The organism is Archangium gephyra (genome assembly GCF_049060025.1).
In the GTDB taxonomy this organism is placed as follows: Bacteria; Myxococcota; Myxococcia; order Myxococcales; family Myxococcaceae; genus Archangium; species Archangium gephyra_A.
Genome location: NZ_JBMEQQ010000002.1, coordinates 3,252,867 through 3,276,472 on the forward strand (window position 1 = coordinate 3,252,867; position 23,606 = coordinate 3,276,472).

Consider the following 23,606-nt stretch of genomic DNA (forward strand, 5'->3'; position numbering starts at 1 on the left):
CCGGGCCCCCACCGTAGGTCCGTCAGTCCAGCGGAACCGGCGTGTAGATGACCAGGTCGCTCAGAGTCGTCCGCTGGAACCCATCGTCATCCACCCCGCCCGCGATGAGCACCGAGCCGTCCCGCAGCACCGTGCACGAGTGCTGGTGACGCGGACGCTCCAGCGGCTTCAACCCGAGCAGACCCGGCGCACCGCCCTCCTCGCCAGGAACGAGCAGCTCCACGTGCGAGTCGCTCACGAACCCGCTGCCGCCGTACCGCACCCCACCGAGCGTCATCACGCGGCCATCGGGCAGCGCCACCGCGCACAGCCCGCTCCTGGCGAACACCTGGGGCCCCGCGGTCACCTGCGAGGCCTCGCCCGGGGAGACGACTTCCGAGGAGGCCAGGATGCGCCCTTCCTCGACATGTCCAGGCGAGTCATTGCCCCCCACGTACAGCAGCCGCTCCGGCCCGCCGAACGGCACGAGCGCCGCGTCGCGCCGGGGTGACCGCAGCCGCGCGCCCTCGCCCACCGGGACGAACGAGCCTCCCTCGTAGGAGAAGAACAGCACCTCGGGCCGCAGCGACTTCCCGTCCGAGCCGCCCACCACCGCGATGCGCCGGCCGTCCTCCACCGGCATCGCCGCCATGCCCACGCGGGGCACCGGCGTGCTCACGGGGAACACCTGGCCCGTCGCGGGCTCATACCCCTCGGCCTCGGCCACCACCGTGCCGCCCGCCCCCACTCCGCCGACGAGCAGCACCCGTCCCCCCGAGTCCACCGCCGCCGCGTGCTGGCTGCGAGCAGCCCTCAGTTCCACCGACGTGGACGTCCCCCGGGCCACGTCCAGCACCTGGGCGCCGCGCACGGGCAGAGCGCCCTCCACCGACTGCACCTCGCCACCCGCCAGCAGCACCCTGCCGCCCGGCAGCCGCGTCGCGGTGTGGAACGCCCGAGGCGTCCCCAGCGACAGCACCCGCGGCACCGAGCCCGTCACCGGATCGAAGATCTCCGCCGAGGACACCGTGGAGGCGGCACCACCCGCGCCGGACTGGAAGCCTCCGGCCAGCAGCACGTGGCCGTCCTCGAGCAGCGTCGCGGTGTGTCCCGCGCGAGGCTCGGCGAGCGCCACGCACCCGCCCTCGGAGGTGGCCGGCCGCACATACTCATCCACCCGGCGGACGGTGACGTGGACCCAGGAGGCCGCCAGTGCCTCGACATCGAAGGGACTCGAGAGTCCCCGGGCCACCACACGGCCCCCCGAGCGAGGCAGATCCGTATAGCCACGCACCTCCAGCACGCGCCCCTTCCCAAGAGGGACGGGCGGCAGCACCGGCCGCCGCTGCCTGAGATACTCCACCACGGACTCGTAGCGCTCCACGGGCTCCATGTTCTCGCCGGTGATGCGCAAGCGCAGGTAGCGGACGCCCTCCAGGGCCGGAGTGCCGCCGCATGTCCCCTCGTGGTTGATCCGCACCCCGTAACGATCTTCCGAGGACCCGCAGGCACTCAGGAGACCCAGTGCCACCATCCTGGCCTTCCAACCTGACGACCGTGGCCTGCCCTGTCCCCTGCCCCGGCGGACGGACGAGGTCCACCCGTTGATACTCCACCTCATCGTGTTCCCCTTTTGCGGTCCCAGGTCCCGACGAAGGCTAAAGATGGGCTTGCGCTCGGGCCGCCGCGAGCGTAGCGATGGCCTCCGTCCGGGGTCAACGCGGCCCCCTGCCCCTGAATGAAGCTCTCGCTCGCCACCCGCATCTTCCTCGGTTACGCGGTGGTGCTCGTCACCTTCGGCGGAGTGTCGCTCTTCAGCGTGGCCGAGCTGCACCGCAACCGGTTGGAGATCCGCCTGGTGAGCCAGGGCTACCTGCAGCTCTCTCAGGACGCGGCGGCGCTCGAGTCCTTCCACACCAACCAGGAGAAGGACACCGAGCGGCTGCTCGAGGAGGGCAGCGTGGAGACGCGGCGGGCCCTCATCCGGCTGGCGCGGCTGTACTTCCCCTCGCTCATGGCGGAGCGGTTGCAGGCGGCGAAGGCGCGGGCCCGCGAGGTGCGCACCCTGGCGCCCACCGGCGAGGTGCACTTCGTCCAGGACCTGGAGTCGCGCCTCGGAGAAGCTCGCCACCCGTTACCAGGCCTACGGGCGGGCGGCGGACGCCGTCTTCACGGTGCTCGCCAACGAGCGGCCCGCGACGGAGGAGGTCTCACGCGCCACCGCCGAGCTGCGCCAGCAGGAGGCCTCCATCGGCCGGGACATCCGTTTCCTCCGGGCCGCGCTGAGCAACCGCATCCGCGAGCGCGTGGACGGGGCCGAGGAGCGCGAGCGGCGCACGGGCCTGGCCATCATCACCCTGTCCGTGCTGGCCATCGGCGTGGGCCTGGCGGCCACCGCCTGGTCGGCCCGCACGCTGCGCCCGGTGCGCACCCTCATCGAGGGCGTGTCGCGCATCGGCCGTGGCGACTACAGCGCGCAACTGGGCGTGCGCGGCGATGACGAGGTGGCGGTGCTCGCCCGCGAGTTCGACGCCATGGCCCGCTCGCTCCAGGCGCGCGAGGCCCAGCTCAAGGCCCAGGCCGAGGCCCTCATGCGCGCCGAGCAGCTCGCCGCCGTGGGCCGCATCTCCGCCCAGGTGGCCCACGAGGTGCGCAATCCCCTGTCCTCCATCGGCCTCAACGTGGAGCTGATGCAAGATGCCTTCGAGCGCGCCACCTTCGAGTCCCCGCACGATGCCCGCGAGTCACGCGAGCTGCTCGCCGCCGTCACCCGCGAGGTGGACCGGCTCACCGAGGTGACGGAGCAATACCTGCGCATGGCGCGCCCGCCCCAACCCAGCCTCGAGCCCACGGACGTCACCGAGGTGCTGGCCAGCGTGCTGGACTTCTCCCGCGAGGAGCTGGAGCGCGCCCAGGTGGAGGTGGTGCGCGAGCTTCTCCGAGGACCCGCCCCAGGCCCTGGCCGACGAGGGCCAGTTGCGACAGGTATTCCTCAACCTGCTGCGCAACGCCCGCGAGGCCATGCCCGACGGAGGCCGGCTCACCATCGCCACGCGCGTGAACGAGCGCGACGTGGAGGTCGCCATCCAGGACACCGGGCGCGGCATGAACGAGTCCGTGCGCTCGCGCATCTTCGAACCCTTCTTCACCACCAAGGAAGACGGCACGGGGCTGGGCCTCGCCGTCTGCCAGCAGATCCTCAAGGCCCACGGCGGCTCGCTCGGGTGCAAGAGCGAACCCGGCCAGGGCACCACCTTCTCCGTCAGGCTTCCCCGCGCATGAGCTTCAGCTACCACCGCGATGTCCTGCCCAACGGGCTGCGCGTCGTCACCGTCGAGACCCCGCACCTGCACACCGCCCTGCTCGCAGTGTACGTGCGCACCGGCAGCCGCCACGAGACGGCCGCCAACAACGGCGTCAGCCACTTCCTCGAGCACCTCTTCTTCCGCGGCAGCGAGGGCTGGCCGGACACGGTGAAGATGAACTCGGCCGTGGAGGAGGTGGGCGGCAACCTCAACGGCGTCACCACGCGCGACCACGGCTACTACTACACCCCGCTGCACCCGGCGCACCTGGGCGTGGGCCTGGAGGTGCTGGGGGACATGCTCACCCGCCCCAAGCTCACCGACATGGAGGTGGAGCGGAGCATCATCCTCGAGGAGATGCTCGACGAGGTGGACGAGAACGGCCGGGACATCGACATCGACAACCTGTCCAAGCGGGTGCTCTTCCCCCAACATCCGCTGTCTTTCAAGATCGCCGGCACGAAGGAGTCCGTCTCGCTGCTCTCTCACGAGCAGATCCGCGAGCACTTCGCGCGCCACTACGTCACCGGCAACATGGTGGTGACGGCGGCGGGCCGGGTGAAGCACGACGAGGTGCTCGCGCTGGTGGAGCGCCACTTCGCGCGATTGCCCCGGGGAGCCGAGAGCATCGACCTGCCGCCGCCGCCCACGCCCGCCGGGCCGCACCTGCACGTCGTCACCCACGACGAGTCTCAGACGGAGTTCCGCATCAGCTTCCGCACCGTGCCCGAGCACCACGAGGACTGGCCCGCCCTGCAGTTGCTGCGGCGCTTCCTGGATGACGGGCTGTCCTCGCGGCTGCCGTTCGAGATCGTGGAGAAGCGTGGGCTGGCGTACTCGGTGCACGCCTCGCTGGAGGCCTTCCACGACGCGGGCATCTTCGAGATCGAAGCCGCGTGTGCGCCGGACCGGGCGTCGGTGGTGGTGGCAGAGGTGTTCCGGGTGCTGGGCGAGCTGGCCACCACACCGGTGGGCGAGGAGGAGTTGGCGCGCGCCAGGCGGCGGCACCGGATGCTGCTGGAGTTCTCGCAGGACTCGCCGGGCGAGCTGGCCGGGTGGTTCGGCGGGACGGAGCTGTTCCGCCGGCCCGAGTCCTTCGGCCGCCGCGCGGACCTGGTGGATGCCGCCAGCGCGGCCCATGTGCGAGACATCGCCCGTCGCTACTTCGCCCGGGAGAACCTCACCGTGGTGGCCGTGGGCCAGCGCAAGGGCATCAAGGCCCTGGAGAAGGTCGTGGACACCGCCGAGGGGCTGCCCTCGTCCAAGTGAGGGGGGCGAGACCTACCCAGCGAGCGCGTAGTTCTCCAGAAGCTCCAGGTTGCTGCGCACGGCGGGCTCGACGTTCCTCACATGGATGGGCGTGCGCAGCGCCCACGCGAGCCGCAGAGGCTCGAAGAGCAGGGAGTGCAGGTAGCTCTGCGTGAGGATCCGCAGGCCATTGAAGTCGAGCACGATCGGCTCACGCCGGAGGATGCGCGGCGTGATCTCGTTCTGGGCGAGCTGGATCGCGGCGGGCGTGTTCTCCGCCTGCTTCTGGATCTCGAAAACAGTGGACTCGGGCGGTGCGGAGTCAAAGCGGATCCACCGGTGGATGGCTCGCTGGGGAGTACGCTGCTTCGCCCGCTCCTTAATGGTTTCGATGAGCGCGGGGTAGTCGGCCACATCTCCGACAGGCAGTTCGAACACGACGAGCGTTCCGGGGAAGCCGACGCCACGCGGCTCAATGAAGCGCAGGCTGTGGTTTCCCGCCTCATCGATCCATCCGGACAACAGGAGCGTTGCCCCACGGGTCGCGATGAGCAGTGTGCCACTCGTCAGCTTGGCCATCTCCGCGATGAAGAAGAGGCCCATGCCAGCGTTCTGCTGCGTGCCCGTGAGCCCTTCCTCGAACGTTCCCGAGATGTGGGGCCAGAGCGACTTCTCAAGCGCAGCCTCTGGGTCCGACAGATTGGGATGCAAGGCACGCAAACTTGCTGGAATCCCAATACCCGCATCGCCCACAGCAAGCTGCAGCATCGGCCGACCACTCTCCTTATTCCAGAGGTCGGCAGCAACGAAGCCACCCGCTGGAGCTTGACTGTGTTGGACCGCATTCCGCAGCAGTTCCACGATCACGTACCGGATTGTAAGCCGTGTGTCCTCCATCTCCGGCTCAGGGATGAGGGCTCTCGAAATGTAATTCGCGAAGGGCTCGATCTTCTCGAAGCTGTTGACCCACTGTGTACGAAAACGGTTGGGGTCGAATGGACTGCCGGCTGAAAAGAGCCGCGCAATCGCATCCGGATTCTCCCCTTGCAGCATCTGGTCGTTCAATTTGATCGCACGTTCAGCAACCGTACGGGCCCTCGGGTCATCCAGCGATGCACCAATGGCGGCACATACCCACGCGCGAGCGAGGACCAGCAAATCAAGTTGCTGCGGCTCGGGTCCTGTTCCACTCAACCACTGAAGGAGTGGAGCAGGATCTTCTAGGGAGAGAGGAAGCGGGCGCTCCGGCGACATGGCCCAACCATGTCGACCCGGCGGAGCCAAGTCAACGCAAGTGACGCCGCTCGGGTAACCGGCTCGACACGAGCCAGAACGCCCTCCAAGTGAGCCCCTGGGGTCCACCGAAGAGACCGGTATCTTCGGTGGCCATGAGAACCCACGCCCGGCTCGCGCTCCTCGCCGTCCTCTGCCTGTGCACCGCCTGCGGACTTCGTTCCACCCGGCAAACGGACTCCATGAACACGACTGACGAAGCCCAGTTGCGCCAGCTCGAGAAGGACATGTTCACCGCCATCCGCACCCGGGACCGCGAGATGCTCGAGCGCATCCTGGACGAGACCTTCGAGCTCCGCGTCCCGGGCAATCCCCCCGTAGACCGCGCCGGGTTCATCGCCGCCATCCTCGCCATCCCCGGCACCATCCTGTCCGTCGAGTCCGATGACCTGGAAGTCCGCACCTACGGCGACGTCGGAGTCCTCCTCGGCCGGCAGCGTGCCCGGATCCAGATGGAGGACGGCACCACCGTGGCCGACGTGGGCGCCTTCACTGACATCGCCATCAAGCGCGGAGGGCAGTGGCGGATGGTGCTCGCCCACAGCGTCACCCTGCCCCAGTAACCGCCTCCCCCATTCATTGTTTTCGCTGAATCCGGGAATCAGCAGTTGACACCTGAATCATGATTCATGAACCCTCCCCGGCGGCGCCGTCCCAGGTGGACGGCACGACCCGGAGGAGCACCATGGAGATCAAGCGGCTGTCGAGCGCAGTGCGTTTTCTGTCCGTTCTCGTCGTTGGACTCGCCGCGGCTTCCGCCAGCGCGCAGACGTGCCGGGATGCGGTGGTGCTGGTGCACGGCAACACCTCCTATCCCTCGGACTACAACAACACCTACAACACGCTGATCTCCCGCGGATACGCCGCCGGGGAGATCTTCCGCCCGAGCTGGGGCTCCAAGACGTGCGCCGCCTGTAACGATCACTCCGGCTCGGAGGAGACTCCCGTGCGCGACGCCATCAATCAGGCCCTCGCCCGCTCCTGCACCGGGAAGATCGACGTCATCGGCCATTCCATGGGCGTGACGCTCGCCATCAAGGCCATCCTCGACCTCGGCGTGCAGAGCCGCGTGGATGCCTTCGTGGGCCTCGCCGCCGGCTACCGCGGCCTGTGGACCTGCGGCACCTACCCCCTCAACGTGGTCACCTCCACCTGCGGCTACTGGGGCCTGTCCGTGAAGAGCCCCTTCCTCACCGGCATCTTCGGCAAGCGCATGGCCACCCGCATCTACTCCCTCAAGAGCAACTCGGATGAGATCGTCTGCGCCACCGGCGTGTGCACCGTGAACGGCGTCCACTCCAGCCAGCTCACCAACGAGACCGCCAGCTACACCCTCAGTGAGAGCCACTTCGGCCTGGTCCGCAATACCGCCACCCGCCAGGCGGACCTGATCCAGTAACTCCCCCCTGAAGCGGGGGACTCCTACCCTGGAACACACCTCCGGGAACCAAATCTCCGGAGATGGTGGTAGATGCCACCACCATGGGGCGGCTACCCTGCCCCGGTCTGGTAACGGATGATGACCAGACCCTGAGCAGGGTACCCATTCGTCCCAGGGATGCTCGATGATGACCGCTGCCGTACCCCGGAAGGAACCCGTCATCTTCAGCCAGGTGGTGGAGGCGCTCTTCAAGCACGCCTTCAAGGAGCGGCTCGACACCCACACCCGCGCACGGCTCAAGAAGATCGGCATCGATCTGGATCATCCGTTCCTCGTCGCCTACTCCGTGCCGACCTGGTTCGCCGCCGTCGGGGTGTGCTCGGAAGTCCTCTGCCCGGATCTCTCCAATGAGCAGGCCCGCTACCGGATCGGCCGCAAGCTGGTGGACGGATACGGCCAGACCACCATGGGCCGGGCCGTGTTCGCCATGCTCCGGATGCTCGGCTGGGAGCGCTCGCTGGGCCGCATCTCGCGCGGCCTCCAGTCGGGGACCAACTTCCTGTCCGCCCGGACCCGCTTCCTGCCGGATGGTGCGCTCGAGGTCACCTTCGAGGTGATGCCCGAGTTCCACGCCGCCCTCGGCTCCACGCCCGGCATCGACCCGCACTTCATGCACGGCAACATGGACGCGATGATGGAGCTGGTCGGCGCGCCCTTCACCCGCAGTGAGCTGCAGCCCATCGAGCCCGGCTCCCAGCGCGTCGTCTACGTGTTGCGCCGCCCGGCTCCCTAGTCCTCCATCGGCTCGAAGTCGGCCTTGCTCGCGCCGCACTGGGGGCAGTACCAGGTGTCGGGAATCTGCTCGAAGGGCGTGCCCGGCGCGATGCCGGAGTCGGGATCTCCCTCGGCGGGGTCATAGATGTGCTGGCAGGTGAGGCAGCGGTAGCGCTTGTTCATTCCGTCCCTCTACTCCCGGCCGAACCACCGGCTCAACCACCCCCCCACCTGTTTCACCGGCTGCTCTTCCTCGACGGGATGCGGCTGGGCGAAGGGGGCGCATTCCGTGCAGTGCAGCCCGCCCTTTCCATTCCTCGCCTCGTTGAGCGCGAAGCGCTCGCCGCAGCTCACGCAGTAGAAGAAGAAGAACCGCTTCTCCGGGCTGACGTTCGCGGCGAGCGGCGCCTCCTCCTCCGTCCCGAAGGTGAGGTGCTCCAGCTCGCCCTCGTCTAGGTAGATGCCCCGGCAGCGCTCGCAGGTCTCCACCGGCACGCCTCCGGGAAGCTGGGCCGTGCGCATCGGGCGCGAGCAGAAGGCGCACGGGCGCTCGCTCCGGCCCGCCACCAGCCGCGGCGACACATCCTTCAGGAGCACCTCGGAGAGCTCCCCCGCGTCCAGCCACACGCCCCGGCACGACCGGCATCGATCCAGCTCGACCCCGACCGCGAAGAAACGCTGCATCCGCATCCCGCACGAAGGGCACCGCTTGTCCCCGCTCATCGAAAGCTCCTCCCTGGCCCATTCTGGCGTCAGAAGGCCCCCGCTGGCCATGGGCGCCCCACCCCTCAGGGCTCGCTCGCGTTCATGTACCCGGCGATGCGCAGCCTCAGCCCCAGCGGCGCCAGCGGCATGAACCAGGCCGAGAGGCGGTTGGAGATCCCGGGCACCACCACCGCCTTGCCACGCATCAGGCCCCGGTAACCCGCCTCGGCCACCTGCCGCGCGTTGCTCGTCCCCATGGGCCCGCTGAAGAGCCGGGCCTTCTGGTGCTCCGCCGCCCGCGCGGCGAACTCCGTCTCGGTGTACCCCGGGCACAGCGCCGTCACCGTCACCCCCTGGCCCCGCAGCTCCGCGTGCAGCGCGGTGGAGAAGGACAGCACGTACGCCTTGCTCGCGTAGTACACGGACATGAACGGGCCCGGCGTGAAGGCCGCCAGCGAGGCCACGTTGAGCACGTACCCGCGCCGCCGCGCCACCATCCCCGGAACCAGCTCGCGGGTGAGCGCGGTGAGCGCCCGGACGTTGAGCTCCAACATCCCCACCTGCTGCTCCGCCGGCAGCACCTCGAAATTCCCCGCCAGGCCGAAGCCCGCGTTGTTCACCAGCACCTCGACGTCGAGCTGGCGCGTCTTCAGCTCGTCCACCACCGTCCGCACCCCCTCGGGCGCGGCCAGGTCCGCCCCCACCACCACCGAGGGCACCCCATGGGCCTGCTGGAGTTGAGCCGCCAGCTCCTGCATGGGACCGGTGCGCCGGGCCACCAGCACCAGCGCATACCCCTCGCGCGCCAGGAGCGCCGCCAGCTCCCGGCCAATGCCACTGGAGGCGCCCGTCACCACCGCGTACTTGCGTGCCCGCACCATGTTGTCCATGCCGTCACGCTTCCAAGGGAGCGAGCCCGGCGTCAATGGCCATATGGATCGCCCGGGGTGTACCCTCTCCGGGAGACCCATGAAGCCTCCCATCGACTGGCGTGCGCGCCTGGAAGCGTGTGGATTCGAAGGGGCGGAGCTCGTGCCCGCCACGTACGGGGCCCACGTGCTGTGGTCCTGGCGGGAGCCGCTGGCCGCCGAGGCCGCGCTGCTCGAGCACCTCGACCAGCAGCCGGAAGACAAGGACTCGCTGAAGATGCTCATCTCCATCCTCCAGGAGAGCGGGCGCGCCAGGGAGGTGGTTCCGCTCCGCCGCCACCTGCACGAGCGGCGCTGCCACGAGTGGCGCATTCCCGAGTCCGAGCGGGAGGCGGTGATCGCCTACCTGGAAGCGGCCGAGACCGGGAGCACCCCGCCCGAGCGCATGGCCGACGCCCATGTCGCCGCGCTCTTCGACGTCTACGCCCCCAGCTTCGACGACAGCCTGCGCGGCTTCCTCGCCTACCGCGCGCCCGAGCGGCTCATGGACGCGGTGCGCACCGTGCTCGGCGGACGGCGGGAGCTCGACGTGCTCGACCTCGGGTGCGGCACCGGGCTGGCCGGTCCCCTCCTGCGGCCCTTCGCCCGGCGGCTGGAGGGCATCGATCTGTCCAAGGGCATGCTGGACAAGGCCCGCGAGCGGGGCGTGTACGACACCCTCCGGGCCGGGGAGATCACCGCGGAGCTCGCCGCCTCCACGGCGAGTCATGATCTCATCGTCGCCGTGGACGTGCTCGTCTACTTCGGCGCGCTGGAGCCCCTCTTCCAGCAGGCCGCCCGGCGGCTCGCACCCGGTGGCCTGTTCGCCTTCACCGTGGAGAAGGGCACCGAGCCCGGGTACCGGCTCCAGCCCACCGCGCGTTACGTGCACCACCTCGATTACCTGAGGCGGTGTGCCAGTGCGGCCTACCTTCACCCGGTGTTGGAGCGGGAGGACACGTTGCGCAAGCAGGGAGGCCAGCCCGTCACCGGCCATGTAGTGGTGCTGTCCAAAAGTGAAACCAGCTGATCCCGCCGCCGGGGGCTGGGTCAATCTGACGGGGGGGCGCGAACCCTACGGGCCACACGCTATGCTCGCCCCCCTATTACATCTGGGGTGGACCACATGACCTCACAGGTCGATACGATGGCTGCGAAGATCCAGGGCTACAAACAGGACCTGGGCAGCTCCGGCGCGCAAGGGCGCCGGCGGTTGCAAGCCATCGAAGGAATGGCCGATCACATCACCCTCCGGCGCATGGAGGGGCTCGGCATCAAGGAGGGTTGGCGCTGCTTCGAGGTGGGTTGTGGCAGCGGCTCCATCGCCCGCTGGATGCGCTACCGGGTGGCGCCGCACGGCCACGTGCTGGCCGTGGACATGAACACCGAGCTCGTCGCCGAAGCGGCCGGGCCCATCCTCGAGGTGCGCGAGCAGGACATCCGCTCGATGAAGCCTCCCGAGAAGACCTTCGATCTCGTGCACTCCCGGATGGTGCTCCAGCATCTGGCCGAGCGGGAGGAGCTGGTGGAGCGGCTGGTGGCGTCGCTCAAGCCGGGCGGCTGGCTGCTGCTGGAGGAGATGGAGACGTTCTCGCTCTTCCAGAACGACACCGGGCCCTTCCTCCAGGTGGTGGAGATCATGCACGCCATGGGGCGGGCGGCGGGCACGGCCGTGGACTGGGCGCGGACGCTGCCGCGCACCTTCCAGCGGCTGGGGCTGCAGAACGTCAACGCCGAGGGCGAGATGCTCTACTTCTCCGGGGGCACGCCCACCGCCGAGTTCCACCGGCTCACCGGGGAGCAGCACTGGCCGTACGCGGAGAAGATGCGGCTGCTCACGCGCGAGCAGTTCGACGGGTTCTCCGAGCGCCTGAAGGATCCGAACGCCTGGTTCTACGGGCCCACCATCTTCGGCGTCTGGGGGCAGCGCCCGCCCGCGTAGCCGCGGACGGCCGGACCCATCACCAGCGTCCGCGCATGATGATGGGCCCGGACTTCTTCTTCCGGGGCAGGGCCTTCTTCAGCGCCTTCTGGATGTCCAGGTACTCGGGGTTGCCCGCGTCCTGCTTGAGCGCCTCGGCGATGAGCTTCAAACCCTGCTCGGGCCGCCGCCGGGTCTCCGCGTACAGGCTGGCGAGTGCCACCTTCTCCTCCAGCGAGGCCTCGCCCGAGCCCACCAGCCGCTCCAGCGACACTAGCGCCTCCTCCTTCTCGCCGGCCTGCTGTTGCAGCCGCCACATCCGCGAGAGCGCCGGCACCAGGCGGGGATTCTCCTGGAGGGCGAAGCCGTAGTCCTCCTTCGCGCGCTTCGTGTCCCCCTGGGCCTCCTGCAACCGGCCCCGGACATACAGGGCCCGCGCGGAGTCCGGCTGGGCCTTCAGCGCCTGCTCCACCGCCGCCAGCGCCCCGGCCTTGTTCCCCAGCGTCAGCCGCGTCTCCGCGAGCCGGCCGATGAGGTCCGCGTTCTGCGGGTACTTCGCCACCGTGGCGGTCAGCAGCGCCTCCGCGTCCGCGTGGCGCTCGAGCTGGGTGAGCACCCTCGCCTTCAGGGAGACGAACTCCGGCTTCGCGGCCTCCTCGCCCTGGACCGCCGACAGGTCCTGCTCGGCGTACTCCGCATAGCCATTCCGGAGGAAGTACCTGGCACGCAGCATCCGCGCCGCCGCGAGCCCCGGCTGCTCCGTCAGGAGCCGGTCCATCAGCTTCGTGGCGAGCACCTCCTCCCCCTTGTCCTGGAGGATCTCCGCCTCCACCACCTTGGCGTCCACGTCATCCGGGCGCTCGCGCAGGATGCGCTCCAATGTCTGGAAGGCGGCCTGGTGCTGGCCCTCGCGCGTCTGCAGGCGCGCCAGCCGGAGGACGTCCAGGTCCCCCAGCTCGTCGGCATCGCGCAGCTCCAGGAGCACGCTGATGGCGTCGCGCGGGCGCCCGTCCTGCTCGTGGCGCTCGGCGATCTTCCGTTTGATCTCCGGCGCCTGCCCCGGATTGAGGGTCATGGCCCGCTTGAGCGCCAGGATGGAAGCGCCCGTGTTGCCCTCCCGGCGCCGGGCCTCGGCCACCCGCAGCAGCGGCTCCGGGTTGTCGGGCATCAGCCCCGAGGCCGCCTCGAAGGCCCTCGCGGCCTGCTCGGGCTCACCACTGTTCAGCAGGGCCTGGCCCTCACTCATCTTCGCCTGGAATTTCTGATCCCGGGTCTGGACGGAAAGGGTGTCCGGATCCTTGCAGGCGAGCGGAAGCAGCAGCGGCAGGGCGCAGAGCAGGCGGGGAAGTTTCGATTGCATCGCTGAGATGCAGGGTAGCGGATGTTATCCTGCGGCGTCGATGGACCCATTCGTTCGGCGCCTCGTGGAGAGGCTCCATGACCCAGCGCGCCCCCTGTCGCGCAACCGGCACTTCCACACGTTCGACACCCCCGAGGGCCGGATGGCGCTGAAGGTGTCTCGACGGCTGAAGAGCCTCCACCAGGACATCCTCGCCTGCGTGCGGGAGGGCCGGCGCGCCCGCCTCTTCCGCCACGTGGACGCCGAGGGCGAGCACCGGCTCGAATTGCACTTCGAGCGGATCGCCGGACGGCGCATCTCCCACCTGAAGGCCGCCGAACTGGAGTTGCTCGCCCAGCTACCGGGCGTGCGTGACGCACTCTCCGCGGACCTCTAGGCGCGGTGCGCCACGACTGCGGGTCAAGCACCGGGCTTCCCGCCCATGGAAAGCTGTCACCCGGCTGACTCTTTCCCTCGGGAATCGCTATGCTCGACGGGCCTCCAGCCCAAAGCCATGACCGCCACGACCGCCTCGACCCTTCCTCCTGACGAGCTGGCCGAAAGCCTCTTCCAGCCCCAGCACCATCCGCTGCTGCGCGCCATCCTCGACAACGCGGCCGAGGGCCTGGCCGTGTCCGACTCACAGGGCCGGCTGCTCTACATCAACGACATGGCCCGCCGGCTCCTCGGGCTCGGGCTCGTGGACTCCGCCCCCGACACCTGGAGCGAGCGCTACGGCGTCTTCTTCCCGGACATGCGCACGCGCTGCCCTTCCGAGCGGCTGCCCATCTACCGCGCCCTCCAGGGCGAGGATGCGGCCGAGGAGGATCTCTTCATGCGCAACGCCAGCCTCCCCGAGGGCCAGCACGTCCACTCGATCGCCAGGCCCGTGCGCGACAGCGAAGGAAAGCTCCTCGGCGCCACCCTCAGCATTCGCGATACCCAGGGCCAGCGCATGGCCGAGGCCGACCAGCGCCGCACCGAGCTGCGCTTCAAGCTCCTCGTGGAGTCCGCGCAGGAGGGCCTCTGGACGGTGGATGCCAACAACCACACCACCTACGTCAACCGCTACTTCGCCCAGATGCTCGGCTACACGGTCGAGGAGATGATGGAGAAGACCCTCTTCGACATCATCCGCGAGGAGGACATCGCCCTCATGCAGCAGTACGTCGTGGATCGGCAGCAGGGCAAGTCCGCCGTCCTCGATGACTTCAGGCTCAGGCGCAAGGACGGGACGCTCATCTGGACCCTGGTCTCCACCGGCCCCCTGTTCGACGAGAACGGCAAATACGCCGGGGCCATGGCGATGATCACCGACATCACCCAGCGCCGCGAGGCCGAGGAGCAGGTGCGCCGGCTCAACGCGGAGCTGGAGCGCCGCATCGCCGAGCGCACCGCCCAGCTCGAGTTCTCCAACCGGGAGCTGGAGGCCTTCGCCTACTCGGTGGCCCATGATCTGCGCGCCCCGCTGCGCAGCATCTCCAACTTCACGCTCGCCCTGTCCGAGGACTGCGCCGACAAGCTCGACGCCACCGGCCTGGACTACCTCCAGCGCATCCGGGGCTCGTCCCAGCGGATGTCCGATCTCATCGACGGCATCCTCGCGCTCTCCCGCGTCAACCGCACCGAGTTCGTGGAGACGGACGTCAACCTGTCCGGCCTGTCGCGCGCCATCTCCGAGCAGCTCCAGCGCTGGCAGCCCGAGCGCACCGTGCGCTTCCAGCTCCAGGACGGGCTGGTGGACCGCGGGGATTCCCAGTTGCTGCGCCTGGTGCTGGAGAACCTCATGGGCAACGCCTGGAAGTTCACCCGGGAGCGGCCCGTGGCGGAGATCGAATTCGGCACCCTGCCGGACACCGGGAACGGACGCGTCTACTTCGTCCGGGACAACGGGGCGGGCTTCGACATGGAGTACCAGAAGAAGCTCTTCGGCGTCTTCCAGCGGCTGCACACCCAGCAGGAGTTCGAGGGGAACGGAGTGGGGCTCGCCACCGTCCAGCGCATCATCCGCCGCCATGGGGGGCGGGTGTGGGGTGAGGGCCGGGTGGGTCAGGGCGCGACCTTCTACTTCACCCTTCACGAGCCCACCGTGAATCCTCCCTCCTCCCGCCCGTCAGGAAACAACTGAGGAGCCCCCCATGTATGATCCCAATCAACGCGTCATCCTGCTCGTCGAGGACAACGCCGACGACGAGCTGATGACCCTCCGGGCGTTCCGCAAGAGCAACATCCACAACCCCGTGGTGGTGGTGCGCGACGGCGCCGAGGCGCTCGACTACCTCTTCGCGCAGGGCCGGCACGCGGGCAGGGATCCCGACATCCGGCCGCAGGTCATCCTCCTGGACCTGCACCTGCCGCGCATCGACGGGCTGGAGGTGCTGCGGCGCATCCGCACCCACGAGCAGACCCGCACCCTGCCGGTGGTCATCCTCACCTCCTCCAAGGAGGAGAGGGATCTGGTGGAGGGCTACCAGCTCGGGGTCAACAGCTTCGTCCACAAGCCCGTGGACGTCACCGCCTTCTTCGAGGCGGTGCGGCAGCTCGGCATGTACTGGCTCGTCCTCAACGAGCTTCCCACCGCGAGACGGAGTGTTTGATGCCCACGCCGCTGCACCTCCTGCTCATCGAGGACTTCGAGGACGATGCCCTGCTGGTGCTGCGTGAGCTGCGGCGCAGCGGCTACGACGTCACGCACAAGCGCGTCGAGACGGCCGAGGCCCTGACGAGCGCGCTCGACGAGGGGCCCTGGGACGCCATCATCGCCGACTACGCGCTGCCGCGTTTCGACGCGCTGGCCGCCTTCGCGCTGGTGCAACAGCGGGGGCTGGACGTCCCCTTCCTCATCGTCTCCGGACAGATTGGCGAGGACACCGCCGTGGCGGCGATGCGCGCCGGCGTCCACGACTTCCTCCTCAAGGACCGGCTGAGCCGGTTGGGGCCCGCCGTGGCCCGCGAGCTGCGCGAGGCGGCGCTGCGGGCCGAGCGCCGGAAGATGCAGGAGCAGTTGCTGCTCTCGGACCGGCTCGCCTCGCTGGGCCTGCTGGCCGCCAGCGTGGCCCATGAGATCAACAACCCGCTGGCCTCGCTCATGGCCAACCTGGACTTCGTCCTGAACCCGGAAGAGGGGGCCACGTCCGTCTCCGCCGATCAGGAGCAGGCGCTGCGCGACTGCCTGCTGTGCTCCGAGCGCATCCGGGAGATCGTCCGCGACATCAAGATCTTCTCCCGGCCGGACGAGAAGCAGCGCGGCCCGCTGGACGTGCACCGGGTGCTCGACTCGTCGCTGCGGATGGCGTGGAACCACATCTTCCACCGCGCCCGCATCACCAAGGACTACGGGGCGATCTCCCCGGTGCTCGGCAACGAGGCCCCCCTGGGCCAGGTCTTCCTCAACCTGCTCGTCAACGCCGCGGACGCCATTCCCGATGGCGACAGCACCACGCATGAGATCCGCGTGGTGACGCGCCAGGATGGCGCCAACCACGTGCGGGTGGAGATCCACGACACCGGCCGCGGCATCCCCGCGGAGCTGCGCGAGCGCATCTTCGAGCCCTTCTTCACCACCAAGCCGGTGGGGGTGGGCACGGGCCTGGGACTGGCCATCTGCCGCCGCACCCTCAACGAGATGGGCGGGGAGATCTCCGTGGAGAGCGAGGTGGGACGGGGCACCGTGTTCCAGCTCCGGCTGCAGACGGCCCACGGCGACACCGAGAAGCCCGCCCGTCCCGCCCCGGGCAAGGTGTTGAAGCAGCGCCTGCTGATCCTCGATGACGAGACGGTCGTGGGCCGCGCCCTCCAGCGCCTGCTGCAGACGCACTGCGAGGTGCACGTGCTCAGCCAGGGCCGGGATGCGCTGGCGCAGCTCTCCTCGGGCCTGCGCTACGACGCCATCCTGTGCGACCTGATGATGCCGGAGATGAGCGGTCCCCGGTTCTACGAGGAGCTGTCGCGGATGGCGCCGGAGCAGGCCCAGCGGGTCATCTTCATGACCGGAGGGGCCTTCACCGAGCAGTCGCGCGCCTTCCTGGCCAACACGGGCATGCCCTGCATCGACAAGCCCATCGAGTTCCAGCGGCTGCGCTCCCTGCTGGCGGCGATGCCTCCGATGGTCGCTGAGAACGATCCCACGACGAAGACGGCCTGAAGCAGGTGTTGCTCAGGACTTGGGCCGCCCGCGGAACAGGTTGCCCAGGCTGAAGTCCTCGCTGTCGCGCCCCTCCTGGCGCGCCTTCATGCAGGAACGGCAGGCCAGCCCGTCCCGGAGCGCCTGCCCCTCACGCAGCGGCTTGCGCCTTCCACACTCGGTGCACTCGAAGGTGCCCGCCGTGTCGACGGGCTGGGCGGGCGGCTCGGGTGCGTCGTCCGGCTCGGGGGCCTCGATCGGCGCGGGCGGAGGAGGCGCGGCTCGGACCGGCGGAGGCACAGCGGGTCGTGGCGTACCGGCGGGCCGCGGAAGGCCGGGCTGCGCGGGGGCACGGGAATTCTCCCGGACTCCGAGCCGCTCCAGCTCCCCGGCATCGAGGAACATGCCCCGGCACGCCGAGCACACCTCGACGGCGATGTCGGAGGGGAGCATCGCGGGCGTCATGAGGATCCGGCACTCCACGCAGTTGCGTGCCGTCGTGCCACCGATGAGCTGGTGCCGGGCGGAAGGGCCGAAGGAGTCCTGGATGCGGCCCGCCGCGCCCCAGAACCCACCGCAGTGGGTGCAACGGCACAGCTCGAGCTCGGTGCCGGAGCGCATCGGCACGAGGAAGGGCTGGAGGGCCCGGGTGCATCCGGGGCACTTGCTGTCTGACGTCATCGCCGGGGATCCTACGCGAAGACCGGACGGACAGGGAGCACACGGGGGAGCCCCAAGGGCTCCACCCGTGGCCCATTCCCTCAGAAGCGCAGCAGGGCCCCCTCCATCGTCAGCCCGGGACCAAAGGCCAGCATCACGCCGTACTCCCCCGGCTGCGGCTTGTCCTTGGTGATCATGTCCTCCAGGACGAGGTAGACGGTGGGCGAGGAGCAGTTGCCGTACTCCTCGAGGATGTGCCAGGAGGCCCGGAGCTGCGAATCGCTCAGCGAGAACTTCTGGCCGATGACCTCCACGATCTTCGGCCCACCCGGGTGGACGGCCCAGTGCTTGATGTCGCGGGTGCGCACCCCCGCCTTCTCGGTGAGCGCCCCGATGAGCAACCCGACGTGCTCCCCGATGAGGTCGGGCACGGCGGACGAGAGCGTCATCCGGAAGCCCTCGTCCACCAGCCCCCACGTCATGTGGGGGGCCCCTTCGTAGATGCTCATGGAGTGGAAGGCCAGCACCTGCGGCCCGAGTCCCGGCGGCGCCATGCCCAGGACGGTGGAGGCGCTGCCATCGGCGAAGAGCGCGTGGACGACCAGCTGCTCGCGGGTGGACTCCTCCGGGCGGACGTGGAGCGAGCTGAACTCGGTGCAGTTGAGGAGCACGCGCTCGTCCGGGCGCGCCGACAGGCTGTCCAGGGCCACGTTGAGCGCGTTCATCCCCGCGTTGCAGGCCATGTTGCCCACGAAGGTGCGGCGGACGGTGATGGGCAGGCCGTGCTGCCGCGACAGGAGCAGATCCGGCGTGGGGGCGATGTAGCCGGTGCTGCTGGCCATGACGAAGCTGCCAATGGTCTTGCGATCCATCTTGCTCAGCACCGCCTCCACCGAGCGCCCACCCACCTCCAGCACCTCCCGCTCGAAGATGGACATGCGCTCGCCGAGCCCGACCTTGCGCGTCAGCACCTCGCGCGGATCCAACGCCAGGTAGCGGCGCTTCACGCGGACCCGGCGGATGATGCGCTCGAGCGCGGCGATGTCGCCGTACATCTGCTTGCCGAACGTCTCGTAGAGATCCGATTGCTGATAGGCATTCTTCGGGAACGCCGAGCTCATATGCAGGAACGTTGGATAGACATCGCCTACGGACATGTTCTTCATGTGGTGACCGTTTCTTTGGAGGGGGGAGTACCGCGGTGCGGACATTGGGGTGGAGGGCCGCGTCATTTCTTGTGACGCGGCCTTCAGCGGGCCGTGGGCGGAGGGTGCGTCCCCTCCTCCTGCGTGGCTTCCACGAGGACAGGGGTGGGCTTCCCCTCGCGGACGGAGGTGGTGACGAGCTCGAGCAGCTCGTTGATGATCCGGATGATCTGATTCGGGCTGTAGCCGTACGAGCGCATCTGCCGGAAGAACGAGCGCGCCGTGATGAGGGGAGTCCTGCTGTCTGTGTTCATGGGGCTTCCTTCCCAGGAGGGGTGAAGTGGAAGCCGCGGCCGGAGACGCTCAGGAGCGGGTGTCATCCAGCAGCGACAATCAGACAGAGAAAACTTCCGTGGATGTGATGCAGAAGCCCTCACGGCCCGTCCGTGCCGCGGACGGAGTCCTCGCCGTGCGAGGCCCGCGCTGTCCGCGTGAAGCTGCCGGTGGGATGTTGCCCGGGCCGGAGAGGGCTGGTTTCCCAGCCGCTCGATCCGGTGCCTCGGGCCGCGCGAGGCCGCGCGCGCGCCGCCTCAGTGCATGCGGCGGGCGATCGTGTCGAAGAGGGATCCTGGAAGCACCTGCAGCATCCGCATGAAGGTGGCGGCCTGCCACGGCATGGCGTAGCGCGCCTTGCCCTGGAGGATGGCCCGCCCCATGCGCGCCGCCGCGTCCTTCTCGTCCAGCGTGAAGGGCTCGGAACGGCCCTGCACCGCGTGGTGGTTGCGCAGGTGGCCGGGGTAGACGCAGGTGACGCGCAGGCCGGTGTCCCGCAGGTCCGCGCGTAGGCTCTCCATGAAGTTGGAGACGAAGGCCTTGGAGCCCGAGTAGGCCGAGCGTCCGGCCAGGCCCCGGTACGCCGCGAGGCTGGAGATGCCCACCAGGTGCCCGTGGCCACGCTCCAACATCCGTGGCAGTACCGCGGAGAGGAGCGCCACCGTGCCCGTGACGTTGGTCTCGATGAGCTGGCGCGCGCGCTCCCAGGGGAAGTCCCGGGCGCTCGTCTCCTCATACGTGCCCGCGGCCACCACCAGGTCGAGCCCGCCACACGCCTCGTCGAGCGCGAGGACGCGCTCCCGTGCCTCCTCCATCCGGGTGGTGTCCAGCTCCACCGGTAGGAGCCGGACGCCCGAGTCCCGTGCCCGCGTGAGGTAGGGCTCCAGCTCCTCCGGAGCCCGTGCCGCGACATGAACCCGCATGCCCGTCCCGGCGAGCCAGAGCGCCAGCTCGCGTGCGAGCTGACTCGGGGCTCCCGCGATGAGCGCGGTGCGATAATCCCTCTCCATCATGTGTCCTGTCTCCTGGCGGGCCCCTCCCGGAGCCCGCCTGTCCGTGTCTGCTTTTCCTGCTACGGCGTCGCGGCGGGGGAAGCGGATGCGGCCCCTTCCGTCACGACCTCGAGCTCGCCCCGCTCGATGCGCACGGTGCGGCCGTCGAAGCTCTCCACCGTGAAGTGGCCCGTCTCGTTGAAGAGGAGGCTGTGCTCCCGCAGCACCGCGAGCGCGACGCGCTCCCCGTACCGGAGGCCCTCGGTGTAGTCGCTGCGCCAGTGCACACCCGCCGCGGAGCGTCCCAGGGCGATGTTGGCCGCGAGCTTGTCCAGCTCACCTCCGAGGGTGAGGGCTCCGGCTCCAGGCCCGGTGTAGTCCCGCAGCGTCTTCCCATCCTCGGAGGGCACCACCACGCGGCCCGTCCACGGGCTGCGCTCGTTGAGGAAGGCCTTGAGAATGGTGACGCAGGCCCCCGCGCTGGAGGCATGGCCGGCCGCGTAGGCCGGGTGCATGGGAGCCCCTTCCGGGTAGGCCTGGGGCAGCAGCGAGGAGCCGAAACGGCGCAGCGTCCGCTGGTGGGCCTCGGAGGAGAGCAGCTCCTGGCTCACCGGGTAGTGGGCCTCCTCACGCCGGTGGACGTCGACGCGGCCTCCGTACTCCTCGGGGCGCAGCCGCCGGTGGACGAACCACTTCTGGAACCACATGCCCTTGGCGGCCCGCGTGGTCACCTCCGCCAGCAGGGCCAGGAGCGCGGGCGCGGCGAACGTGGCGAAGCCTTCCTGGTTGGGCGTCCTCCGCAGGTAGGGATTGCCGTCATCCTGCAGCCCCGCCAACTCCAGGGGCGTCCGGGCCAACCGGGGGATCCCCAGGGCCGCCGCCAGGTAGGGCAGGTAGGGCGGATCCACATGGACGTAGCGCGCCAGGTCCCGCAGGTTGCGGATGTACCGGTGCTCGGAATCCAGCACGTCTTGATGAGGCGCTGGGGCGCCGTTCTGACTGGCGAGCCAGCCGTTGAACGTCGTGAGGTAGTCCTGGTTCGGGATGACGGTCTGAATGCGCTGTTGGACCTCGATGGCGCCGTAGTTGAAGTCCTGCAGCAGGAATTGCGAGAGGTAGGGTCCCACCAGGGCGCCCCGCGCGTGCCCGCGGAAGAGCGTGCGGGGGGTGATGTCCCGCGCGAACGGCATGTCGAGCTGTTCGTGGAACCTGTCGAGCTTCCCGCGCGGCGACGGTCACCTCCTCGCGCTGCTCGTAGGCGGTGAAGGGCACGTCGCGCAGGAGCGCCATCCAGTACAGCTCCATCATCTCCGCGTCGTTCTTCCGCCCGCCGAGGCGCGGGGCTGGCCGCATGGCGAGCACCTGGGCGTCGGGGCCCTCCAGATCAAAGGCGAGGCCGCTCTGGAGCCCGACGAACCTGCGCCCGAGGGGAGGCGGCGTCCCCAGGGGGATACGCGCCAGGTCCGCCTCGCGGCCGGTGCCCAGCGCCTCGAGGAGCTGCTTGTAGGCGCCGCGCTCCACCTCTCCTCGCCCGTTGTGCGCCAACCCCTTGGAATAGCTGGAGACGGGAAATCCGTTCTGTTCGAGGAACTCGCGCTCCTCGCCGTTGCTCTCGTGGTCCGCGGGTTTCTTGGGATTGGAGAGCTCGAAGGCCTTCTCCCGCAGTTTGCGGGCCTGCTCGCGGCGCTCCTTTGGATGCAGGGGTAGCCGCACGTCGTGTCCGGACATGGCGTTTCCTCACGAGGTGGAGGCGCCGGCCGGAAGTAGCCGGGAGCCACCAAGGGGGTAGAGCCGCATGTCTGGAATGTCACCGCGTGGACCGCTCCCATAGCCGCATGGGAGCGGTCCCTCCGAGCGGTGGGTGCTTCAGCGCGCGATCCCGGTGTCCACGTCCAGGCACCTGTGCTTCCCGAACGGGAGCGCCCAGAGTTGCTCGCCGCCGTCGAAGCCCAGGTTCACGAAGAAGACGTACCCGTCCGAGCGCGTCAGGAACAGCGGAGCCGAGCTGGCGGGCCCGGGCAGGAAGTCGTGCAGCAGCCGCGTGCCGCGCACGGAGCCATCGCTCACCCACAGCTCATCCCCCGACGCCTCGCTGAAGCCGGTGAAGAGGATCCGGTCCCCCACGGGGATGAGCTCGGGAGGCCGGAAGCGCGCCGAGATGAACAGCGGCCTGTGGAGCAGCCGGGTCCCGCTCCGGGTGCCGTTGGTGCGCCAGAGCTGGACATCGCGAGGCGTGGGGCTGGTGAGGCCCGGGAAGAAGACCGTCATGAAGAGCTGGCCGTCCGCCTCGGCGGAGTTGATGACGAGGGGCTCCATCGGCGGGGGCGCCCCGGGACCGAACGGGTTGGGGATGTCGGCGATGACCTCCGAGCGCGTCCGGCCCGGCCTGAGCTTGCGCAGCCTCAGGGCCCCCTCGGGCGACTCGCTCGAGGTGAAGTAGAGCCGATCCTTGAAGACGGTGAACGGCCGCGGCCGGGAGCCTTCGGGACCGGGGACGATGTCCTCCGCGAGCACCGTGCCGGACTCCGTGCCATCGGTCCTCCACAGCTCGCGTCCATGGACCGGGTCGGTGGCGGCGAAGTAGCTCACCCCCTCCCCCACGAAGACGGGGAAGTTGGGGAAGGAGCCTTCAGGCCCCGGAAAGATGTCCCGGACGATCCCCGTCCCGGCCTCGGTGCCATCGCTCGTCCAGGGCTCGCGGCCGTGCTCCGCATCCAACCCGCTGAAGAAAAGGACGCCGCCGAAGTTGGTCAGCCCGACGGCGATGGCTCCGGTGGCCACCGTGCCCAGGTCCCTGACGCGCACGGTCCCGGCCTCGGTGCCATCGCTCTTCCACAGCTCCTCGTGGACCACCGTCCCGGGCAGCCTCCGCAAGAAGAAGACGGTCTCCCCGACGGCGGCGGACTCCCCCACGAGCGAGGAGTCAGGGCCCGGGGAGACATCCGCGAGCAGGTGGGTGCCCGCGGCGGTGCCATCGCTGATCCACGGCTCGGCGCCGTGCTCCCCGTCATCCGCCACGAAGAAGAGCCGGTCCCCCAGGACGGTCAGCCCCCTGACGGTGGCACCGGCCACCGCGGGGAACTGCCTGACCCGCACGGTCCCCGCGACGGTGCCGTCACTCCTCCAGAGGGACGGGCCTCCGGCCTCGGGGTTGACGCCGAAGAAGAGCGTCCCGCCGATGTCCACCAGCTCCGTGATGCCCCGGAAGCCCGGCGTGACCGGGGGCGGAAAGTTCCTCAAGAGATGCGGGTGCCCGAGCTTGGAGCTGGACCAGAGCCCGCTCACGTCACCCGCGGCCGCCTGCTCCCCTGCTTCGGAGTCCGCTGTCCCTGACTCCTCCTGGAGGGCCTCCTCCTGGACGGGTTCGTCCGGTTCCGGAAGCACTCCTCCACACGCCAGACCCACCGAGCATACGACCGCCAGCCCGCCCCATCTCCACATACCCACCTCCCGCCATGAACTGGCTCCGCCATGAAACGGCTGTGCCAGACAGGTGGGAG

General features: G+C 69.3%; 23 protein-coding genes and 1 pseudogene. 12 read left to right on the forward strand and 12 right to left on the reverse strand.

All coding sequences use genetic code 11. The features are described 5' to 3' along the window. Positions 1 to 22: 22 nt before the first annotated feature. Positions 23 to 1,513, reverse strand: a complete 1,491-nt coding sequence (locus tag ACN28I_RS13955) for a kelch repeat-containing protein (RefSeq protein ID WP_420942527.1) — start codon at positions 1,511 to 1,513, stop codon at positions 23 to 25. Positions 1,514 to 1,717: 204 nt separating this feature from the next. Between ACN28I_RS13955 and ACN28I_RS13960 the strand changes: the two are divergent. Together ACN28I_RS13960 and ACN28I_RS13965 are read left to right on the forward strand one after the other, a co-directional pair. Then, positions 1,718 to 3,261: pseudogene (locus ACN28I_RS13960) on the forward strand (ATP-binding protein). Continuing rightward, positions 3,258 to 4,553 (forward strand): M16 family metallopeptidase, encoded by a 1,296-nt coding sequence (locus ACN28I_RS13965; RefSeq protein WP_420942528.1) that lies wholly within the window; start codon positions 3,258 to 3,260, stop codon positions 4,551 to 4,553. Before ACN28I_RS13960 ends, ACN28I_RS13965 begins: the two are co-directional and overlap by 4 nt. A gap of 12 nt (positions 4,554 to 4,565) precedes the next feature. Here the strand turns inward: ACN28I_RS13965 and ACN28I_RS13970 are convergent, their stop codons facing one another. Next, the gene (locus ACN28I_RS13970) at positions 4,566 to 5,786 is read right to left on the reverse strand and encodes an ATP-binding protein (RefSeq protein ID WP_420942529.1); all 1,221 of its coding nucleotides are present in this window, start codon (positions 5,784 to 5,786) and stop codon (positions 4,566 to 4,568) included. Positions 5,787 to 6,007: 221 nt separating this feature from the next. Between ACN28I_RS13970 and ACN28I_RS13975 the strand changes: the two genes are divergently transcribed. From ACN28I_RS13975 to ACN28I_RS13985, 3 genes are all read left to right on the forward strand, one after another. Next, a complete protein-coding gene (locus ACN28I_RS13975; RefSeq protein ID WP_420942530.1) occupies positions 6,008 to 6,388 on the forward strand; it encodes a nuclear transport factor 2 family protein in 381 nt (126 codons plus the stop codon). A 59-nt stretch (positions 6,389 to 6,447) separates the two neighbouring features. Further along, positions 6,448 to 7,224: a hypothetical protein gene (locus ACN28I_RS13980; RefSeq protein ID WP_420942531.1), complete on the forward strand. Its 777-nt coding sequence runs from the start codon at positions 6,448 to 6,450 to the stop codon at positions 7,222 to 7,224. A gap of 166 nt (positions 7,225 to 7,390) precedes the next feature. Beyond that, positions 7,391 to 7,999 (forward strand): DUF2378 family protein, encoded by a 609-nt coding sequence (locus ACN28I_RS13985; protein ID WP_420942532.1) that lies wholly within the window; start codon positions 7,391 to 7,393, stop codon positions 7,997 to 7,999. On the opposite strand, the gene rd is transcribed toward ACN28I_RS13985, so the two are convergent. From rd to ACN28I_RS14000, 3 genes are all read right to left on the reverse strand, one after another. Then, entirely contained in the window at positions 7,996 to 8,163 is a 168-nt protein-coding gene (gene rd, locus ACN28I_RS13990) for a rubredoxin (protein ID WP_420942533.1), read from the reverse strand. The genes ACN28I_RS13985 and rd overlap by 4 nt on opposite strands. 9 nt (positions 8,164 to 8,172) lie before the next feature. Further along, on the reverse strand, positions 8,173 to 8,703 hold the full coding sequence (locus ACN28I_RS13995) for a zf-TFIIB domain-containing protein (RefSeq protein ID WP_420942534.1): 531 nt from the start codon (positions 8,701 to 8,703) through the stop codon (positions 8,173 to 8,175). Positions 8,704 to 8,768: 65 nt separating this feature from the next. Then, positions 8,769 to 9,575: an SDR family NAD(P)-dependent oxidoreductase gene (locus tag ACN28I_RS14000; RefSeq protein ID WP_420942535.1), complete on the reverse strand. Its 807-nt coding sequence runs from the start codon at positions 9,573 to 9,575 to the stop codon at positions 8,769 to 8,771. 79 nt (positions 9,576 to 9,654) lie between these two features. Here ACN28I_RS14000 and ACN28I_RS14005 point away from each other — a divergent pair, with 79 nt between their 5' ends. Together ACN28I_RS14005 and ACN28I_RS14010 are read left to right on the forward strand one after the other, a co-directional pair. Next, entirely contained in the window at positions 9,655 to 10,623 is a 969-nt protein-coding gene (locus ACN28I_RS14005) for a class I SAM-dependent DNA methyltransferase (RefSeq protein WP_420942536.1), read from the forward strand. A 117-nt stretch (positions 10,624 to 10,740) separates the two neighbouring features. After that, entirely contained in the window at positions 10,741 to 11,535 is a 795-nt protein-coding gene (locus ACN28I_RS14010) for a class I SAM-dependent methyltransferase (protein WP_420942537.1), read from the forward strand. 19 nt (positions 11,536 to 11,554) lie between these two features. Here the strand turns inward: ACN28I_RS14010 and ACN28I_RS14015 are convergent, their stop codons facing one another. Then, positions 11,555 to 12,874, reverse strand: a complete 1,320-nt coding sequence (locus tag ACN28I_RS14015) for a tetratricopeptide repeat protein (protein WP_420942538.1) — start codon at positions 12,872 to 12,874, stop codon at positions 11,555 to 11,557. Between the two features lie 40 nt (positions 12,875 to 12,914). Here ACN28I_RS14015 and ACN28I_RS14020 point away from each other — a divergent pair, with 40 nt between their 5' ends. The 4 genes from ACN28I_RS14020 (at position 12,915) to ACN28I_RS14035 (ending at position 16,997) form a co-directional block, all read left to right on the forward strand. Continuing rightward, positions 12,915 to 13,250, forward strand: coding sequence for a hypothetical protein (locus ACN28I_RS14020; RefSeq protein WP_420942539.1), 336 nt, complete (start codon positions 12,915 to 12,917; stop codon positions 13,248 to 13,250). A gap of 117 nt (positions 13,251 to 13,367) precedes the next feature. After that, entirely contained in the window at positions 13,368 to 14,981 is a 1,614-nt protein-coding gene (locus ACN28I_RS14025) for a sensor histidine kinase (RefSeq protein WP_420942540.1), read from the forward strand. A 10-nt stretch (positions 14,982 to 14,991) separates the two neighbouring features. Next, positions 14,992 to 15,450, forward strand: coding sequence for a response regulator (locus ACN28I_RS14030; RefSeq protein ID WP_420942541.1), 459 nt, complete (start codon positions 14,992 to 14,994; stop codon positions 15,448 to 15,450). Further along, positions 15,450 to 16,997, forward strand: coding sequence for a hybrid sensor histidine kinase/response regulator (locus tag ACN28I_RS14035; protein WP_420942542.1), 1,548 nt, complete (start codon positions 15,450 to 15,452; stop codon positions 16,995 to 16,997). Before ACN28I_RS14030 ends, ACN28I_RS14035 begins: the two co-directional genes overlap by 1 nt. 12 nt (positions 16,998 to 17,009) lie before the next feature. Here the strand turns inward: ACN28I_RS14035 and ACN28I_RS14040 are convergent, their stop codons facing one another. The 5 genes from ACN28I_RS14040 to ACN28I_RS14060 all read right to left on the reverse strand — a co-directional run bounded on the left by ACN28I_RS14040 (position 17,010) and on the right by ACN28I_RS14060 (position 21,296). Then, a complete protein-coding gene (locus ACN28I_RS14040; protein ID WP_420942543.1) occupies positions 17,010 to 17,657 on the reverse strand; it encodes a zf-TFIIB domain-containing protein in 648 nt (215 codons plus the stop codon). Positions 17,658 to 17,737: 80 nt separating this feature from the next. After that, entirely contained in the window at positions 17,738 to 18,802 is a 1,065-nt protein-coding gene (locus tag ACN28I_RS14045; RefSeq protein WP_420942544.1) for a type III polyketide synthase, read from the reverse strand. Between the two features lie 83 nt (positions 18,803 to 18,885). Next, positions 18,886 to 19,095, reverse strand: a complete 210-nt coding sequence (locus tag ACN28I_RS14050) for a hypothetical protein (protein WP_420942545.1) — start codon at positions 19,093 to 19,095, stop codon at positions 18,886 to 18,888. A gap of 276 nt (positions 19,096 to 19,371) precedes the next feature. Further along, on the reverse strand, positions 19,372 to 20,127 hold the full coding sequence (locus tag ACN28I_RS14055) for an SDR family NAD(P)-dependent oxidoreductase (RefSeq protein WP_420942546.1): 756 nt from the start codon (positions 20,125 to 20,127) through the stop codon (positions 19,372 to 19,374). Between the two features lie 59 nt (positions 20,128 to 20,186). Beyond that, positions 20,187 to 21,296 carry a hypothetical protein gene (locus tag ACN28I_RS14060; RefSeq protein WP_420942547.1) on the reverse strand — a complete coding sequence of 370 codons (1,110 nt, stop codon included), beginning with the start codon at positions 21,294 to 21,296 and terminating at the stop codon, positions 20,187 to 20,189. Here ACN28I_RS14060 and ACN28I_RS14065 point away from each other — a divergent pair. Next, the gene (locus ACN28I_RS14065) at positions 21,277 to 21,813 is read left to right on the forward strand and encodes a hypothetical protein (RefSeq protein ID WP_420942548.1); all 537 of its coding nucleotides are present in this window, start codon (positions 21,277 to 21,279) and stop codon (positions 21,811 to 21,813) included. The two genes, ACN28I_RS14060 and ACN28I_RS14065, sit on opposite strands and share 20 nt — an antisense overlap. A 159-nt stretch (positions 21,814 to 21,972) precedes the next feature. On the opposite strand, the gene ACN28I_RS14070 is transcribed toward ACN28I_RS14065, so the two are convergent. Then, entirely contained in the window at positions 21,973 to 23,490 is a 1,518-nt protein-coding gene (locus ACN28I_RS14070) for an ELWxxDGT repeat protein (RefSeq protein WP_420942549.1), read from the reverse strand. Positions 23,491 to 23,606: the final 116 nt, after the last annotated feature.

Coding starts and splice junctions, on each gene's coding strand:
- ACN28I_RS14030 (WP_420942541.1), top strand. CDS start 14,992: ATGTATGATCCCAATCAACGCGTCATCCTGCTCGTCGAGGACAACGCC.
- ACN28I_RS14020 (WP_420942539.1), top strand. CDS start 12,915: ATGGACCCATTCGTTCGGCGCCTCGTGGAGAGGCTCCATGACCCAGCG.
- ACN28I_RS14005 (WP_420942536.1), top strand. CDS start 9,655: ATGAAGCCTCCCATCGACTGGCGTGCGCGCCTGGAAGCGTGTGGATTC.
- ACN28I_RS13970 (WP_420942529.1), bottom strand. CDS start 5,786: ATGTCGCCGGAGCGCCCGCTTCCTCTCTCCCTAGAAGATCCTGCTCCA.
- ACN28I_RS14060 (WP_420942547.1), bottom strand. CDS start 21,296: ATGCCGTTCGCGCGGGACATCACCCCCCGCACGCTCTTCCGCGGGCAC.
- ACN28I_RS13975 (WP_420942530.1), top strand. CDS start 6,008: ATGAACACGACTGACGAAGCCCAGTTGCGCCAGCTCGAGAAGGACATG.
- ACN28I_RS14000 (WP_420942535.1), bottom strand. CDS start 9,575: ATGGACAACATGGTGCGGGCACGCAAGTACGCGGTGGTGACGGGCGCC.
- ACN28I_RS14010 (WP_420942537.1), top strand. CDS start 10,741: ATGGCTGCGAAGATCCAGGGCTACAAACAGGACCTGGGCAGCTCCGGC.
- ACN28I_RS14065 (WP_420942548.1), top strand. CDS start 21,277: ATGTCCCGCGCGAACGGCATGTCGAGCTGTTCGTGGAACCTGTCGAGC.
- ACN28I_RS14025 (WP_420942540.1), top strand. CDS start 13,368: ATGACCGCCACGACCGCCTCGACCCTTCCTCCTGACGAGCTGGCCGAA.
- ACN28I_RS13955 (WP_420942527.1), bottom strand. CDS start 1,513: ATGGTGGCACTGGGTCTCCTGAGTGCCTGCGGGTCCTCGGAAGATCGT.
- ACN28I_RS14045 (WP_420942544.1), bottom strand. CDS start 18,802: ATGAAGAACATGTCCGTAGGCGATGTCTATCCAACGTTCCTGCATATG.
- ACN28I_RS14050 (WP_420942545.1), bottom strand. CDS start 19,095: ATGAACACAGACAGCAGGACTCCCCTCATCACGGCGCGCTCGTTCTTC.
- ACN28I_RS13965 (WP_420942528.1), top strand. CDS start 3,258: ATGAGCTTCAGCTACCACCGCGATGTCCTGCCCAACGGGCTGCGCGTC.
- ACN28I_RS13985 (WP_420942532.1), top strand. CDS start 7,391: ATGATGACCGCTGCCGTACCCCGGAAGGAACCCGTCATCTTCAGCCAG.
- ACN28I_RS14055 (WP_420942546.1), bottom strand. CDS start 20,127: ATGATGGAGAGGGATTATCGCACCGCGCTCATCGCGGGAGCCCCGAGT.
- ACN28I_RS14015 (WP_420942538.1), bottom strand. CDS start 12,874: ATGCAATCGAAACTTCCCCGCCTGCTCTGCGCCCTGCCGCTGCTGCTT.
- ACN28I_RS14040 (WP_420942543.1), bottom strand. CDS start 17,657: ATGACGTCAGACAGCAAGTGCCCCGGATGCACCCGGGCCCTCCAGCCC.
- ACN28I_RS14035 (WP_420942542.1), top strand. CDS start 15,450: ATGCCCACGCCGCTGCACCTCCTGCTCATCGAGGACTTCGAGGACGAT.
- ACN28I_RS13980 (WP_420942531.1), top strand. CDS start 6,448: ATGATTCATGAACCCTCCCCGGCGGCGCCGTCCCAGGTGGACGGCACG.
- ACN28I_RS13995 (WP_420942534.1), bottom strand. CDS start 8,703: ATGAGCGGGGACAAGCGGTGCCCTTCGTGCGGGATGCGGATGCAGCGT.
- rd (WP_420942533.1), bottom strand. CDS start 8,163: ATGAACAAGCGCTACCGCTGCCTCACCTGCCAGCACATCTATGACCCC.